This window comes from Gemmatimonas aurantiaca T-27, from assembly GCF_000010305.1.
Taxonomy (GTDB): domain Bacteria; phylum Gemmatimonadota; class Gemmatimonadetes; order Gemmatimonadales; family Gemmatimonadaceae; genus Gemmatimonas; species Gemmatimonas aurantiaca.
This window is the reverse complement of record NC_012489.1, coordinates 1,979,719-1,995,263: the sequence shown is the minus strand read 5'-3', so window position 1 is coordinate 1,995,263 and position 15,545 is coordinate 1,979,719. Positions and strand designations below refer to the sequence as shown.

The 15,545-nt window shown below is 64.3% G+C and carries 18 protein-coding genes; 16 read left to right on the top strand and 2 right to left on the bottom strand.

Going from position 1 to position 15,545, the window contains the following annotated elements:
* Nucleotides 1–71: 71 nt before the first annotated feature.
* From GAU_RS08585 to GAU_RS08540, 10 genes are all read left to right on the top strand, one after another.
* A complete protein-coding gene (locus GAU_RS08585; protein ID WP_012683163.1) occupies nucleotides 72–404 on the top strand; it encodes an HU family DNA-binding protein in 333 nt (110 codons plus the stop codon).
* A 93-nt stretch (nucleotides 405–497) separates the two neighbouring features.
* Nucleotides 498–740 carry a MoaD/ThiS family protein gene (locus GAU_RS08580; protein ID WP_012683162.1) on the top strand — a complete coding sequence of 81 codons (243 nt, stop codon included), beginning with the start codon at nucleotides 498–500 and terminating at the stop codon, nucleotides 738–740.
* Between the two features lie 3 nt (nucleotides 741–743).
* A complete protein-coding gene (locus tag GAU_RS08575) occupies nucleotides 744–1,241 on the top strand; it encodes a molybdenum cofactor biosynthesis protein MoaE (RefSeq protein WP_012683161.1) in 498 nt (165 codons plus the stop codon).
* On the top strand, nucleotides 1,241–2,212 hold the full coding sequence (gene moaA, locus GAU_RS08570; protein ID WP_012683160.1) for a GTP 3',8-cyclase MoaA: 972 nt from the start codon (nucleotides 1,241–1,243) through the stop codon (nucleotides 2,210–2,212). The genes GAU_RS08575 and moaA overlap by 1 nt, the downstream gene beginning before the upstream one ends.
* Before the next feature lie 171 nt (nucleotides 2,213–2,383).
* The gene (gene mdh / locus GAU_RS08565; RefSeq protein WP_012683159.1) at nucleotides 2,384–3,313 is read left to right on the top strand and encodes a malate dehydrogenase; all 930 of its coding nucleotides are present in this window, start codon (nucleotides 2,384–2,386) and stop codon (nucleotides 3,311–3,313) included.
* Nucleotides 3,314–3,372: 59 nt separating this feature from the next.
* Nucleotides 3,373–4,071 (top strand): succinate dehydrogenase cytochrome b subunit, encoded by a 699-nt coding sequence (locus GAU_RS08560; RefSeq protein ID WP_012683158.1) that lies wholly within the window; start codon nucleotides 3,373–3,375, stop codon nucleotides 4,069–4,071.
* Between the two features lies 1 nt (nucleotide 4,072).
* A complete protein-coding gene (locus tag GAU_RS08555) occupies nucleotides 4,073–5,986 on the top strand; it encodes a fumarate reductase/succinate dehydrogenase flavoprotein subunit (protein WP_012683157.1) in 1,914 nt (637 codons plus the stop codon).
* Nucleotides 5,986–6,759 carry a succinate dehydrogenase/fumarate reductase iron-sulfur subunit gene (locus GAU_RS08550; RefSeq protein WP_012683156.1) on the top strand — a complete coding sequence of 258 codons (774 nt, stop codon included), beginning with the start codon at nucleotides 5,986–5,988 and terminating at the stop codon, nucleotides 6,757–6,759. The genes GAU_RS08555 and GAU_RS08550 overlap by 1 nt, the downstream gene beginning before the upstream one ends.
* Before the next feature lie 80 nt (nucleotides 6,760–6,839).
* On the top strand, nucleotides 6,840–7,733 hold the full coding sequence (locus GAU_RS08545; protein WP_012683155.1) for a c-type cytochrome: 894 nt from the start codon (nucleotides 6,840–6,842) through the stop codon (nucleotides 7,731–7,733).
* Entirely contained in the window at nucleotides 7,730–8,377 is a 648-nt protein-coding gene (locus GAU_RS08540; RefSeq protein ID WP_012683154.1) for a twin-arginine translocation signal domain-containing protein, read from the top strand. The genes GAU_RS08545 and GAU_RS08540 overlap by 4 nt, the downstream gene beginning before the upstream one ends.
* A 71-nt stretch (nucleotides 8,378–8,448) precedes the next feature.
* Here GAU_RS08540 and GAU_RS08535 read toward each other — a convergent pair whose 3' ends face one another.
* Nucleotides 8,449–9,774, bottom strand: coding sequence for a DUF389 domain-containing protein (locus GAU_RS08535; protein ID WP_012683153.1), 1,326 nt, complete (start codon nucleotides 9,772–9,774; stop codon nucleotides 8,449–8,451).
* 12 nt (nucleotides 9,775–9,786) lie between these two features.
* A complete protein-coding gene (dcd, locus tag GAU_RS08530; protein WP_012683152.1) occupies nucleotides 9,787–10,341 on the bottom strand; it encodes a dCTP deaminase in 555 nt (184 codons plus the stop codon).
* 230 nt (nucleotides 10,342–10,571) lie between these two features.
* Here dcd and GAU_RS08525 point away from each other — a divergent pair, with 230 nt between their 5' ends.
* The 6 genes from GAU_RS08525 (at nucleotide 10,572) to nuoF (ending at nucleotide 15,543) form a co-directional block, all read left to right on the top strand.
* Nucleotides 10,572–10,976 carry an NADH-quinone oxidoreductase subunit A gene (locus GAU_RS08525; RefSeq protein ID WP_012683151.1) on the top strand — a complete coding sequence of 135 codons (405 nt, stop codon included), beginning with the start codon at nucleotides 10,572–10,574 and terminating at the stop codon, nucleotides 10,974–10,976.
* 32 nt (nucleotides 10,977–11,008) lie between these two features.
* Complete coding sequence (locus GAU_RS22880; protein WP_156799195.1) at nucleotides 11,009–11,605, top strand: NADH-quinone oxidoreductase subunit NuoB; 597 nt, start codon at nucleotides 11,009–11,011, stop codon at nucleotides 11,603–11,605.
* Complete coding sequence (locus tag GAU_RS22210) at nucleotides 11,602–12,363, top strand: NADH-quinone oxidoreductase subunit C (RefSeq protein WP_052574325.1); 762 nt, start codon at nucleotides 11,602–11,604, stop codon at nucleotides 12,361–12,363. Before GAU_RS22880 ends, GAU_RS22210 begins: the two co-directional genes overlap by 4 nt.
* 149 nt (nucleotides 12,364–12,512) lie before the next feature.
* The gene (nuoD, locus tag GAU_RS08510) at nucleotides 12,513–13,667 is read left to right on the top strand and encodes an NADH dehydrogenase (quinone) subunit D (protein ID WP_041266268.1); all 1,155 of its coding nucleotides are present in this window, start codon (nucleotides 12,513–12,515) and stop codon (nucleotides 13,665–13,667) included.
* Nucleotides 13,664–14,215: a complex I 24 kDa subunit family protein gene (nuoE, locus tag GAU_RS08505; RefSeq protein ID WP_052574324.1), complete on the top strand. Its 552-nt coding sequence runs from the start codon at nucleotides 13,664–13,666 to the stop codon at nucleotides 14,213–14,215. The genes nuoD and nuoE overlap by 4 nt, the downstream gene beginning before the upstream one ends.
* Nucleotides 14,215–15,543, top strand: a complete 1,329-nt coding sequence (gene nuoF, locus GAU_RS08500) for an NADH-quinone oxidoreductase subunit NuoF (protein WP_012683146.1) — start codon at nucleotides 14,215–14,217, stop codon at nucleotides 15,541–15,543. Before nuoE ends, nuoF begins: the two co-directional genes overlap by 1 nt.
* The last annotated feature ends 2 nt before the right edge of the window (nucleotides 15,544–15,545 follow it).

Sequence of the window (15,545 nt, the reverse complement as noted above, 5' to 3'; positions counted from 1 at the left end):
GTTCGCAGCGCGGGCACCGAGCCACTGCTTGGTGCTCGTCGCGTTTCTGCTTCGTACCCATCGTTCGCCCCATGACCAAAGCCGACCTCGTCGAGAACGTCACGGCTCGTATCGCCCAAACGGCCGGACCGACGATTTCCAAGAAGGACTGCGCGCGCGTCGTCGACGCCTTCCTCGATGCGATCAAGGAAGCGTTGCAGGAGCAGAAGAACATCGAAGTGCGTGGCTTCGGCACGTTCAAGATCCGCCAGCGCAAGACGCGCATGGCGCGCAATCCGCGCACGGGCTCGCCAGTGGAAGTGTCCGCTCGGCCGGTGCCGGTGTTCAAGCCCAGCAAGGAGCTGCGGGCCATGGTGGCCGGGATCGATGCCCACCTGCTCGAGGATGACGACGACGAAAGCTGAGTTCGTTTCGTCGTAACGCTCTTCAGAGCCCAGAACGCCCCGTCGGCCATTCGACGGGGCGTTCTGGCGTGATCGGGGGTATCTTGTGGACACATGAGCGTTCCTGTCCTGCTCTTCGCTTCGTATGCCGACGCCTTCGGCACCCGCGAACTCCCGGTGCCCGTGGAGACTCCCTGTCAGGTGCACGTCCTGATCGATGCGCTCCGGATCATGCCCGGCGGTGACCGCTTGCCGCCCAAGGTGCTGGTCGCCGTCAACCAGCGACTGGCCGATGCTTCGGCGTTCGTGCACGCCGGGGACGAAGTCGCGCTCATTCCTCCCGTGGCCGGCGGCTGAACGATGCCACTGCTCCATTCCGCCATCGTCACAAGCCCCATCGACCTCGCCGCGCTCATTGCGCGGGCGCAGGACGCCGGCGTGGGCGCGGTGTCGGTGTTTCTGGGCACCGTACGGGATCTGAATGACGGCCGGCCCGTCACCGGTATCGACTACGAGGCCTACGAGGGCATGGCGGCCCGGGAACTGGCGGCGGTGGCCGAGGAGGTTTGTGACACCACCCCCGGACTCCGGGTCGCACTGGAGCACCGCATCGGTACCCTCGGCATCGGCGAGGTCAGTGTGGCCATCGTAGCCGCCCATGCCCACCGCGCCCAGGCCTGCGATGGCTCACGCGCCATCATCGAGGCGCTGAAGCAGCGCGTGCCGGTGTGGAAGCGCGAACACTACGTGGATGGTGATCGGGTCTGGATCGATCCCACTCGCGGGCAGGCCGACGGGGCAGGTGCCGATCCCGCAGAACCGGCGGAGCTGCCCCCGACCACTCAGGGCTCCGAATAGTGCGCGATCAATTCGGCCGCCAGATCGAGTACCTGCGTATTTCGGTGACCGATCGCTGCAACTTCCGCTGCCAGTATTGCATGCCGGTGGAAGGACTGCCGTGGTTGCCGAAGGGCGATATCCTGCGCTACGAAGAGATCGCCGACATCGTGGGCCAGCTCGCTCCGATGGGCCTCAAGCGGCTGCGTATCACCGGTGGTGAGCCGACCATCCGCCCCGAGCTGCCGCGCCTGATTCGCATGCTGCGCGACATCCCGGGCATCGAAGACATCGCCCTCTCCACGAACGGGGTGAAGCTGCCGCAGATGTCGGACGCGCTGGCCGAGGCTGGGTTACATCGGGTGAACATCAGTGCCGATTCGCTGCGCCCTGATCGAGTGGTGGCTATCGCCCGCCGAGACCTGGGCTTCGACCTCAAGACGGCGGCGCTGGCTGCGGAGCGAGCCGGCATCGGCCCCATCAAGATCAACGTGGTCGTGATGCGGGGCATCAACGACGATGAAGTGGCGGACTTTGCCGCGTTGACGCGTGACCATCCCTGGCATGTGCGGTTCATCGAACTGATGCCGGTGGGGGAACTCGCAAGTCTCACCGCCGACCATGTCGTGCCCAGCGATGAAATCCTCTCACGCCTGAGCGCGGTACAGGCGCTCGAACCCGATGCCGCACCGGTGCATGGCAATGGGCCGGCCGTCTACTATCGGTACGCCGGCGCACCGGGCTCGGTGGGTGTCATCACGCCCATGACCCACACGTATTGCGAGCGATGTAATCGGGTTAGGCTGACCGCAGATGGCCGCCTGCGCACGTGCCTGTTCGGTGACCACGAAGTGCCGTTGCGTGATGCGCTCCGGCGGGGTGAACCGCTCGCCCCACTTTTTGTGCGGGCCTTGGCGGAGAAGCCCAAGGAGCACGCGTTGCTGCAGCTCCGCGTGGGCGGACTGCGCGCCTTGAGCGAGGTCGGCGGCTGATCCCTCTGTTGTGAGTTGCTCGCATGGCCACGGCACCCTAAGTTGCGAAAACGCACTCATCTGGACGCCCGGTCGAGTATGACCTGACGTGGCCATGCCCCTCCTGCCGCGGCGCTCCAGTTCACGTACACGTTCTGCAGCTTCGTCAGCCGTACGGAGAACCGGTACAACATGGTCAACAAGATCACGGTCGTAGGCGCGGGCAATGTCGGCGCCACCACGGCACAGCGTATCGCCGAGAAGTCGCTCGGACGCACGGTCGTCATGGTGGACGTCGTGGAAGGCGTCCCGCAAGGCAAGGGCCTTGATCAGTGGGAGTCGGCACCGGTCGAAGGATTCGACACGCGTGTCATCGGCTCCAACGGATACGAGGAGACTGCGGGTTCGGACATCGTCGTCATCACCGCGGGCATCGCGCGCAAGCCGGGCATGTCGCGTGACGACCTCCTGAACACGAACGCCGGCATCGTGAAGTCGGTGGCGGAGCAGATCAAGGCGACGTCGCCCAACGCGATCGTCATTGTCGTGTCCAATCCGCTCGACGTGATGTGTCACGTCGCCAAGCACGTGACGGGTTTCCCGCGCGAGCGCGTGATTGGCATGGCCGGTGTGCTCGACACGGCGCGTTACCGTTCGTTCATCGCCGAAGCACTCGACGTGTCGGTGCGCGACATCCAGGCCATGGTGCTCGGTGGCCACGGCGACACGATGGTGCCGCTCATCTCGTACACCACGATCAGCGGTATCCCGATCACGCAGCTCATGCCGCGTGAACAGTTGGACGCCATTGTGCAGCGCGCCCGTGACGGCGGTGCCGAAATCGTGAAGTACCTCAAGACCGGCTCGGCGTACTATGCGCCGTCGTCGGGCGCGGTGGAGATGGTCGATGCGATCGTGCATGATCGCAAGCGCATCCTGCCGTGTGCCGCGTGGCTCGAGGGTGAATACGGCATGTCGGGACTGTTCCTCGGCGTGCCCTGTAAGCTCGGCAAGAACGGCCTCGAGAAGATCCTCGAGATCGAACTGACGGCCGACGAACGCACCGCACTCGATCGCTCCGCGCAAGCGGTGCGTGAACCGATGTCGGTGCTCTCCCTCTGATCTGACGAAACCGGCGCGACCCTCACGGGGCCGCGCCGGTTTCTTCACCTACCTCGCCTATGTACGGTCTCATGCGGTTCTGGCAGAGCACGATCGGCAAGAAGATCGTGATGGCGGTGACGGGGATCATCGGGGTCCTGTTCGTCATCGGCCACATGTCCGGCAACTTTCTGATGTTCAAGGGGCAGGGCGCGATGCACGACTACGCGCTGTTGCTCCGCACGAGCATGCCCCTGCTGTGGGCGGCTCGCATCGGATTGCTTGTGGCGGTCATGCTGCACGTTGTTTCGGCCTATCAGCTCACGATGATCTCGAAGGCCGCGCGTCCGCAGGACTATGCGACGCGCAAGCCGCAGGTTACGACCTTTGCGGCAAAGACCATCAAGTGGGGTGGTGTCCTGCTGCTGGTGTTCATCGTGTATCACATCCTGCACATGACGCTGGGCACGGTGCATCCGCAGTTCACGCACCTCGATCCGTACAACAACCTGCGCATCGGCCTCGCCAATCCGTTGGTGGCCGGCTTCTACATCGTCGCCATGGCGGCGCTCGGGTTGCACCTCTTCCACGGCACCTGGGCCGTGACGCGTACGCTTGGCGTGGCGCGTCCGTCCCAGCAGCCGCTCAAGCGCCGTATCGCCGTGGTGTTGGCGATTGCGGTGGCGCTGGGCTTCGCGATCATCCCGATCGCCGCGCTGGCCGGCCTCTTCCCCGAAGCGCCGGCGCTGCAAGAGATGCCCGCGGCGGAGACGCACTGACATGCTCGAACTGAACGCCAAGATTCCGAGCGGACCGCTCGAACAGAAGTGGGACAATCACCGCTTCAACATGAAGCTGGTGAACCCGGCCAATAAGCGGAAACACCACGTGATCGTGGTGGGCGCCGGCCTTGCCGGTGGTGCCGCCGCTGCGACGATGGCCGAGTTGGGCTACAACGTCTCGTGCTTCGTGTTCCACGATTCGCCGCGTCGCGCGCACTCCATCGCGGCGCAGGGTGGCATCAACGCCGCCAAGAACTACCAGAACGACGGCGACTCCGTGCGCCGTCTGTTCTACGACACGATCAAGGGCGGCGACTTCCGCGCCCGCGAGGCCAACGTGTATCGCCTCGCGCAGGTGTCGGTGAACATCATCGACCAGTGCGTGGCGCAGGGCGTACCGTTCGCGCGTGAGTACGGCGGCCTCCTGGCCAATCGCTCGTTTGGCGGCGCGCAGGTTTCGCGCACGTTCTACGCGCGTGGCCAGACCGGTCAGCAGTTGCTGCTCGGCGCCTACCAGGCCCTCGAGCGCCAGATCGGTCTCAAGAAGGTGCAGATGCACACGCACGAGGAAATGCTCGATGTCGTGGTCATCAACGGTCAGGCACGCGGCATCATCACGCGCAACCTGCTCACCGGCAAGATCGAGTCGCATGTGGCCGATGCGGTGGTGCTGGCCACGGGTGGATACGGCAACGTGTTCTTCCTCAGCACCAACGCCAAGTATTCGAACGTCACGGCCTCGTGGCGCGCGCACAAGAAGGGCGCGGCGTTTGCGAACCCGTGTTACACGCAGATTCACCCGACGTGCATCCCGGTGCACGGCGAACATCAGTCGAAGCTGACGCTGATGTCGGAGTCGCTGCGTAACGACGGTCGCGTGTGGGTGCCCAAGAAGCAGGGCGACAACCGCGCACCGTCGGCGATCCCGGAGCACGAGCGCGACTACTACCTCGAGCGCAAGTATCCGAGCTTCGGTAACCTGGCGCCGCGTGACATCTCGTCGCGTGCGGCCAAGGAAGCCTGCGACGATGGCCGCGGTGTGGGCCCCGGTGGCCTCGGCGTGTACCTCGACTTCGGTGACGCCATCAAGCGACTTGGCCAGCAGACCATCGCGGAGCGCTACGGCAACCTGTTCGACATGTACCAGCGCATCACGGATGAAAATCCGTACCAGCAGCCGATGCGCATCTACCCGGCCGTGCACTACACGATGGGCGGCCTGTGGGTGGACTACAACCTCATGAGCACCATCCCCGGCCTGCACGTGGCCGGTGAAGCGAACTTCTCCGATCACGGCGCCAACCGTCTGGGTGCCTCGGCGCTCATGCAGGGCCTCGCCGACGGGTACTTCGTGTTGCCGTACACCATCGGTGACTACCTCGCCAGCAACAAGCTGGACAAGGTGGACGCGTCGCACCCCGAGTTCCGTGCGGCAGAAGAAGCGATTCGTGCGCAGCAGAACAAGTTCCTCGGCATGAAGGGCAAGCGCACCGTCGACTCCTTCCACAAGGAGCTCGGCAAGATCATGTGGGAGTACTGCGGCATGGCGCGTACGCGCGAAGGCCTCTCGAAGGCGCTGGAACTGATCCCCGCGCTCAAGGAAGAGTTCTGGAGCAACCTGAACGTGCCGGGCAGTGCGGAATCGCTGAACCAGTCCCTCGAGCGCGCAGGCCGCGTGGCGGACTTCATCGAGCTCGGTGAGCTCATGTGCCGTGACGCCCTGCATCGCGAAGAGTCCTGCGGTGGACACTTCCGCTCCGAGTATCAGGAGGAAGGCGAAGCCAAGCGCAATGACGACGAGTTTGCCTACGTCGCCGCGTGGGAATACGCCGGGGAAGGCAAGGCGTCCATTCTCAACAAGGAACCGCTGGTGTACGAGAACGTGCATCTCTCCACACGGAGCTACAAGTAATGAAGCTCACTCTGAACGTGTGGCGGCAGCCCGCGTCGCAGGCCGCCGGCAAGCTCGAGACGTACACGCTCGACGGTGTGAGCGCGGACATGTCGTTCCTCGAGATGTTCGACATGCTCAACGAACAGCTCACCGAAGCGGGCAAGGAACCGGTCGCGTTTGCGCATGATTGCCGTGAAGGCATCTGCGGCTCGTGCGCGATGATGATCAACGGACAGGCGCACGGACCGTGGAAGGGCGCGGCGACGTGCCAGCTTCACATGCGGGCCTTCAAGGACGGTGACATCATCACGGTGGAACCGTGGCGTGCGTCGCCGTTCCCGCTCGTGAAGGACCTCGTGGTGAACCGTGGCTCGTTCGACCGCATCATCCAGGCGGGCGGATTTGTCTCGGTGAACACGGGCGGTGCCCGTGACGCCAATGAGATCCTGATCGGCAAGGACATCCTCGAAGAATCGATGGATGCGGCGGCGTGCATCGGCTGCGGCGCGTGTGTGGCCGCCTGTCCGAACGCGTCGGCGTCCTTGTTCACCGGCGCCAAGATCAGCCACCTCGGCCTGCTGCCTCAGGGACAGCCGGAACGCGACAAGCGTGCGCTGGCCATGGTGGAGCAGATGGATCTCGAAGGCTTCGGCCATTGCACGCTGACTGGTGAGTGCCAGGAAGCCTGCCCGAAGGAGATCAACATCGATGTGATCAAGCGCATGAACCGTGACTATCTGATGGCCAGTGCCCGTCGTCAGGAACCGCGGGCAGCCACCGGTTCGGGCTGAGCGCGCAGCGGCAAATCATCGAACGGCGACAGTATCGCATGATGCTGTCGCCGTTTGTGTTTTTTCCCTAGCTTGCGAGCATGTCTGTTCGCACTCCAGTCCGCATCGCTGCCTTGGTGGTGGTGATCATCGCTGTCGTCGCGCTGCTGCGTAACGCGCAGACGACCGCCGCAGCACGCCGTCGGGCGGCCGTTCCAACCCTCGACTCGATGGCCACGCCGAGTGCGTCCACTGGCGGTGGCAATGCGCAGCGGGGTCTCGCGCTGCTGAACAACTTCCGCGATTCGTTGCCAACACATAGTGGCAATGCGCTCCGCTGCACGAGCTGCCATCTGGACAATGGCACACGTGGACTGCCGTGGTTGGGAAGCGCCACCAAGTATCCGCAGTACAGGGCTCGCCCTGGTTACTCGGAAAACATGGAGCGCCGCATCAACGAGTGCATCGCGCGCAGCCTGGCCGGCAAGATGATTCCAGAGGCCGGACGGGACATGCAGGACATGGTCGCGTACATGGAATCGTTGCGGAATCAGCCGCGTCCGCCCGACAACCCGCAGGTGAAGCTGGTCGGGCAGGTGGCGTCGGGCCGCGACGGATACGCGGGCCAATGTGCCCGGTGCCATGGCGCCAACGGGGAGGGCGTGAAGGGGCTTGCACCGGCCGTGTGGGGCCCAGAGAGCTATTCGGTAGGCGCTGGTATGGCTCGGCAGTTTACGCTGGCTACCTTCGTGCGCCACGCCATGCCGTACGACCGCGCCACGGTGTTGTCGGACCAGCAGTCGGCGGATATCGCGGCATTTGTGCTCACGCAGGCACGGCAGGATCATCCCGGCAAGGAACGCGACTGGCCCAACGGCGATCCGCCGGCGGACGTTGCTTATGCAACCGATTCGGCCAGCCGAGCAGGGAAGCCGATGCCTCCGGCCCGCCAACTGCTTCCCCGTCGTGTCTCCCAGGACTCGCTCAGCAAATGACGACCCCCTCTCCTGAACCCACGCCCTCGCGCGACCGTCGGTCTTTCCTGACCCGACTGGCCGGTTTGGGTGCCGCGCTGGGCCTCGCGTCGCCGCGGTTGGCCGAGGCGTCCTCTGTTCTCGAGCAGCGTGGGGCGGGCGAAGACCCGTGGGTGGCCAAGCTCACCGGCAAACACCGCGTGGTCTTCCATTCGCACATGCCCACGGACGGACTGGCCATTCGGTGGGCGTCGACCTTTCTGGATACCCAGAAAAGCACCTACGGCTTGACCGATCGCGACAGCAGCGTGGTGGTCGGACTCAACGGCCGGTCTGTAGGCTGGCTGTTCAACGACGCGATGTGGACCAAGTATCCCACCATCGGTGAGGTCATGGGTGCACCGGGTACCAAGAACCCTCACACCGCCCTGGTGGGCACGCTCATCCCCCGCGGTGTGATTGTGCTGGCCTGCAACAACTCGCTGCGGGCCTCCGGTTCGCGGTTCCTGCCGGAGGCACAACGGGGTGATGCAGCGGCGCGCAACGCCTTTGCGTCCGAGGTGATAGCCAATCTGCTGCCAGGGGTGGAGATCGTGCCGGCCATGATCGTCACGTTGCAGCAAGCGCAGGACCGCGGCTGCCGGTACATCTACGCGGGGGGCTGAAGGAAACCCGAGGCAGCGCGGTGCTCACGCGCATTGCGGCCAGCACGCAGTGAGACGATGGCGAACGAGCGTCAGCGCAGATTCGAAATGAGCAAGGAAACCCGTTCGCCCGGAAATCGCGCCTGTAGACGCGCCTCGAGACGCTTGGGATCTGGAGCGACGGTACGCCGAGCGAGTCGCATTCCGACAACCAGAGTGGGCTGGGGCACCGAGTCGGTGGCCAGCCGCTGCTCCCCTTCGGCCACGGTGATTTCCGTTGCTTCAGGAAATTCTGCCTGCAGTTCCCGCAGCACTTCGCGCCGCCGCTGCTGGGCATTGGTGAATCCCGCCAACGCCATCTGTGCCTCCTGCAGACGACGCTGCTGCGCGTCGTTGGGCAGCCCAGCCGCCAGATCCTGTCTCAGCTCCTGCTTGAGCGTAGACAGATCGATCTGGCCAGCGCTCTTGTAGCGGAATGCCAACTGTGCCTTTCCGCGGGACATGTCGGCCAGGTGGGCTTGAAGTTCCCGTTCGACGATCGAGTCGAGCGGGGGACCGGCCAGGGTCAGTGTGAGCGTCCGCGCCCGAGCATCCACCGTGTTGGCCAGCACGAGGATTCGCGGATCGGCCACGGCCTCGGTCAGCAACTTGCCGGCCGCTTCACGGAAGAACTCCTGCCGCACGAGGTCCCAGGCGAGATAGGCACTGGGCAGCAGGGTAGCGAACACTGCGGTCCCGATGAGCAGACGAGCCCGCCGGCGCACGGAGTCATGAACGGCCTGACGTTGCGGCAGCCGCAGCACTCGCACAATGAGCAGCGTCGAAAACGCGATGAACACGGCGTTGATCGAAAACAGATACAACGCCCCACCGAAGTACTCCAGCTTTCCCTGTGCCAGGCCGTAGCCAGCGGTACACATGGGCGGCATCAGGGCTGTGGCGATGGCCACCCCCGGCACGACATTGGAGGTCTCCCGCCGTGTGAGTGCGACGATACCGGCCGCACCGCCAAAGAACGCGATGAGCACGTCCCAGAGCGTGGGTGTGGTCCGGGCGAGCAGCTCCGACTGGGCCTGCGCCAGCGGCGTCAGGAGAAAGTAGATCGTCGCTGTGGCGAGGCTGATCAGGCCGAAAAGCGCGAGCGTGCGGAACGCCCGTTTGATGAGCGCGAAATCGCTCACCCCAGCGCCATAGCCCACCGCGACGATGGGCCCCATGAGCGGCGAAATGAGCATCGCCCCGATGATGACCGCCGTCGAATTGACGTTCAGGCCGATCGAGGCGATGAAAATGGCAAAAATGAGCACCCACAGATTGGTACCGGCCGAACGCACCCCGGCTTCCACCGCCTCGTGGATGGCTTCCGGATCGCGCTGATCCCGTCGCAGGTCAAAAGACCGAAGCAGCGCGGGGATCATCTTGGTGGCCGCCTAGATCCGCGGCAGCGTCACGCCGTGCTGCCCCTGGTACTTGCCTTTCTTGTCCCCATAGCTGACCTCAGGGGGCTCGTCGCCCGTGAAGAACACCACCTGCGCGATCCCTTCGTTGGCGTAGATCTTGGCCGGGAGCGGGGTGGTATTGGAGATCTCGAGGGTCACGTACCCCTCCCACTCGGGCTCGAACGGGGTCACGTTCGTGATGATACCGCAGCGGGCGTAGGTGCTCTTGCCGACGGTCAGCGTGAGCACATTGCGCGGAATACGGAAATATTCCACGCTGCGCGCCAGGGCAAACGAGTTGGGGGGCACGATGCAAACGTCCCCCTCGAACTCCACGAAGCTCTTCGGATCGAACGCCTTCGGGTCCACCACCGAGCTCAGCACGTTGGTGAAGATCTTGAACTCGCGGGCCACCCGCATGTCATAGCCGTAGGAGCTGACGCCATAGGAGATGACCCCCTGGCGGACCTGACGGTCCTCGAACGGTTCGATCATGCCGTGTTCGCGCGACATGCGCGTGATCCAGCGGTCAGAGCAGAGCCCCATGAGGCGGGTCGGGCAAAAGGGTGAGAGAATTTCGGCCGTGAACCGACGGCGCACCGGTCGGTAACTTAGAGGGCCGTCTGGGCCCGTGCTACGGCCGCCGTGCGCCGGCGCCCCCGCAGCGAGACAAAAGAGAGTGCCACATGCCGTTGAGGGATTCCGGTCCCTTTGGTAGCTTCCGGCACTCTCTTTGTGAATTCTTTCACGAAGTACCCAGGAAGTACCACAACGCGATGCTACGCACTTTTCTCCCGGTCCTGCTGCTCCTCGGTTTTGTCGTCCTGAACGCGGTGCTGATCCTCGGCATCTCGCACATGACGATCAAAGCGCAGCCCACGCCGGTAAAGTCCATTCCGTACGAGTCCGGCATCACCCCCTTGGGCGACGCGCGTGAGCGCTTTTCGGTCAAGTTTTATCTGGTGGCCATGCTCTTCATCGTCTTCGATATCGAGACGGTGTTCATGATCCCCTGGGGCGTGTACTACCGGCAACTCTCGTGCGCCGTGCCCATGGTCAATGGCGTGTGCCCCGCCGGACAACTGTCGTTCTTCGGCCTTGGTGAGATGCTCGTCTTTGTGGCGATTCTCGTGGTGGGCTTCGTCTACGTCTGGAAGAAGGGGGCGCTGACGTGGGACTGATTCCGTCTGCAGAGGGACGCGGCGCATCCGCGATCACGCACGTCGATGCCGGTGGGCACGACGGCTGGATCACCACGCGCCTCGATTTCCTCGTCAACTGGGGCCGCGCCGGCTCACTCTGGCCCATGCCCTTCGGCACGGCCTGCTGCGCCATCGAGTTCATGGCGACAGCGGCCAGCCGCTTCGATCTCTCGCGGTTTGGCATGGAGCGGCTGAGTTATTCGCCGCGCCAGGCCGACGTGCTGCTGTGCGCCGGTCGGGTGCCGCTCAAGCTGGCCCCGGTGCTGCGACGCATTTACCAGCAGATGCCACAGCCCAAGTGGGTCATCTCGATGGGCGCCTGCGCGTCCACCGGTGGCATGTTCGACAACTACGCCGTGGTGCAGGGGATCGACACGATCATCCCCGTCGACGTCTACGTGCCCGGCTGCCCGCCGCGCCCGGAAGCGTTGATGCACGCCATCATCATGCTCCAGAAGAAGGTCATGCAGGAGCGTCTCAAGGACAGCACCCGACACGTCGAGATCGATCCGGATCCGACGAGTCAGCTGTACATCCCTCCGTCGCGCATCGACGAACTGTCGGAGCCGTTCGGCAACTCGGTCCATCAGACTCGCTCGGCCCCGTGACCGCGCCGGTTCCTGCCGCCGCTGCGGCATCGACCAGCGCTGACGTCCCCACGACGCCGGTGGTGCACGCCGCCGTGGCCGCCGATGCCAACGGCGCGCCGATCACGCCGGTCAACGTGCCACGTCATGGCGCACCGGCGAATCCCTCTGCCGCCACACTCAAGGCCCGCTTTGGTGCAGACATTCTGCGCACCGACGTGGTGTGGGGCGAGACCATCGTGTACGTCACCAAGGCGCGCCTGCATGACATCGTGCGCTGGTTGCACGACGAACCCACCGAGCGCTACGACTATCTGGTCGACGTGACCGCGGTCGAGTACCGCGACGCGGATCGCCCCATCGAAGTGGTGTGGCACCTGCGCGCGTTGCAGCATCGCCAGTTTCTGCGCCTCAAGGTGGAGCTGCCCAAGCGCGGCCCGCTCGACGTGGCCAGTGTGTACGACATCTACACCGGCGCCGATTGGCTCGAGCGTGAGTGCTACGACATGTTCGGCATCACGTTCACCGGTCACCCCGATCTGCGCCGCCTGTTGTTGTGGGAGCAGTATCGCGAAGGCTATCCGCTGCGAAAGGACTTCCCGCTGCGTGGCCGTTTTTCGCGCTCGGAGCAGCTCAAGCAGGCGCTGTCGGCCGACCCGGAAGCACGTTACTCGATGGAGGAGTTGTCCATCGCCGATGCCTTCGAGTCGCTGCCGGAAGACATGAAGCGCCGCATCGCGGATCGCGCCGCGCACGGCGAGCTCGGAGAAGGCGAATGAGCACCCGTCGTACCATCGAAGTCGCCCTCGGCACCAGTGGCCTCGACGCCCAGGGGCAGCCGCTGCGTGCGCCGCTCGTGGCGCAGGGTGGCCGTGCGGTCGCCGTTGAATCGCCGCAGGTGCCGGAACCCGACCTCGCGTCGGATCACATGCTCATCAACATCGGACCGCAGCACCCGGCCACGCATGGCGTGTTGCGGCTGGTGCTCGAACTCGATGGGGAAACCGTCGTGCGCTGCATTCCGCACATCGGCTATCTGCATTGTGGTTTCGAGAAGATCGGTGAGTACCGCCAGTACAACCAGATCATCCCGTGGACCGATCGTGAGGACTACCTCAACTCGCCCGGGAACAACGTCGCGTTTTCGCTCGGCGCCGAGCGGTTGTTTGGCGTCGGGATGACGGAGCGGTGCAAAGTGCTGCGCGTCATCCTGATGGAGTTGTCGCGCATCATCTCGCACAACGTGTGGATGGGCACCACGTCGGTGGACATCGGCGCCTTCACGCCGTTCCTGTGGATGTTCCAGGAACGCGAGAACGTGTACAACCTGCTCGAAGGCTGGGTGGGAGCGCGTCTGACCACCACCGCCACGCGCGTGGGTGGTATGGCGGCCGACATTCCCGACGGGTGGCTCGACGGGCTCAAGGCATTCCTCAAGGGTTTCACGAAGACCCTCGAAGAATCCGTGCGCATGCTCGAGACCAACGCCATCTGGGCGGGCCGCACGGTGGGCCTGGGCGCGATGAGTGCCCACGACGCCGTCAATGCCGGTCTGTCGGGTCCGATGCTGCGCGCCTCTGGTGTGGCATACGACGTGCGCAAGGACTTCCCGTATCTCGACTACGAGACGTACGACTTCGACGTGCCGGTCGGTACGACGGGTGACGTGTACGATCGGTTCCTGGTGCGTGTGGAAGAGATGCGGCAGAGCGTGCGCATCATCGAGCAGGCCATCAAGCGCCTGCCCGACGGGCCGGTGAACATCGACGATCCGCGTCTCATTCTGCCGCCGAAGCACAAGGCGACGAGTGAGATGGAATCGATGATCCATCATTTCAAGCTCGTGATGGAAGGCCCACGTCCACCGGCTGGTGAGTGTTACGTGCCGGTGGAAAGCCCGAAGGGGGAGAAGGGCTACTACTTCGTGAGCGATGGCACATCGAAGCCGGTGCGCTGGCGCATCCGTCCGCCGTCGTTCGTGAATCTGTCCGCCATTCCGAAGATGGTCGAAGGCCATTTGCTGTCGGACGTGATCGCAATCAACGCCAGCATCGACATCGTGATGGGAGAGATCGACCGGTGAGCCACGGCCCATCTGCCAGCGGCGGCGCCATCGTCGCCGCGCCACCGCACGGCCATCATCAGGATGAGCCGCACGAGCCGGTGTTTGTCGGAGCCGCCCGGGCGGAACTCGACAAGATCCTGGCGCGTTATCCGCACAAGCAGGCGGCGCTGCTGCCCGCGCTGTGGATGCTGCAAGACGCCCGTGGCTGGGTGAGTGAAGCCGGCATGGAAGAAGTGGCCGCCGCGCTCGAAATCACCCCGGCCTACGTGAAGGGCGTGGTCACGTTTTACACCATGTACCACCAGCATCCGGTCGGTACGTATTTCATTCAGGTCTGCACGACCACGCCGTGCAACGTGTGTGGCGCGGAAGACGTGGTGAAGGCGTTCCTCGAACACACGGGCTGCGAAGACCTCGGTCTCACGAGCCCGGACGGCAAGTACACGGTCATCGAGGTGGAATGCCTCGGGGCCTGCGGCTTTGCCACGCCGGTGCAGATCAACAACGACTACGTCGAGTCCGTGACGCCTGAGTCGGTGCCACGCATTCTGTCGGAGCTGAAGTAATGGGCTATCCGCATCCGTCGCACCCGCGCGAAACGCCGGTGCTGTCGAAGTACTTCGGGGATCCCGAGGCACGCACACTCGCTGGGTGGCGTGCCCGCGGTGGTTATGAGGCGCTCGAAAAGGCGCTCGCCACTGATCCGGTCGAGATCCAGAACATCGTCAAGGAATCGGGGCTGCGCGGTCGTGGCGGCGCGGGTTTCCCGACGGGCATGAAGTGGTCATTCATGAAGCCCGACGGCAAGACGCACTACCTCTGCTGCAACGCCGACGAATCGGAGCCTGGCACGTTCAAGGATCGCGAGATCATGCGCTGGACGCCGCACGGACTCGTGGAAGGTGTCGCGCTGGGGGCGCATGCCATCTACGCCGAAACGGCGTACATCTACATCCGCGGTGAGTTCACCGAACCGTACGCGCGCGTGTGCGCGGCCGTCGAAGAGGCCTACGCGGCCGGCATTCTCGGCGCCAATGCGATGGGCTCGGGCAAGCGCGTGGATGTGCATGTGCACCGTGGCGCCGGCGCATACATCTGCGGTGAAGAAACCGCGTTGATGAATTCGCTCGAAGGCCGTCGCGGCAATCCGCGCATCAAGCCGCCGTTTCCGGCGGTGGCGGGACTGTTCGGCAAGCCGACCACGATCAACAACGTGGAAACGCTCACCGCCGTGCCGTACATCGTGAAGAACGGCGCCGAGTGGTACAAGCAGTTCGGGCGCGCCGACAATCCGAAGAGCATTGGCACCAAGCTGTTTTCGGTGTGTGGCAACATCAGCCGTCCGGGCAACTACGAAGTCGCGCTGGGATTCCCGTTCAAGGAGTTCCTGTACGATCTCTGTGGTGGTCCGTTGCCGGGCCGTGAAATCAAGGCCGTGATCCCCGGTGGATCATCGGTGCCGATTCTCACGCGCGAAGAAGCGGAAAGCGCGCTAATGGACTATGAGGGCATGGTCGCCGTCGGCACGATGATGGGCTCTGGCGGCGTGATCGTGTTCGACGACCGGCAGGACATGGTGCGCCAGATCGCGCGCCTCACGCGTTTCTATGCGCATGAGAGCTGCGCGCAGTGCTCGCAGTGCCGCGAAGGCACGGCCTGGACCACGCGCATCATGGAGCGCATCCGTGACGGGCAGGGCACGGCGGAAGATCTCGATACGCTGCTGTCGATCGCCGACAACATGAGCGGCAAGACGATCTGCGTGCTGAGTGACTCCTGCGCTACACCGGTGGTGTCGGGACTCAAGAAGTTCCGTCACGAGTTCGAGGCCAAGATCGCGGCGAATCGTTCGCAGGTCACCGTGCCGGGGGCGCTGCGCGCCTCCGCGGCGTGAGG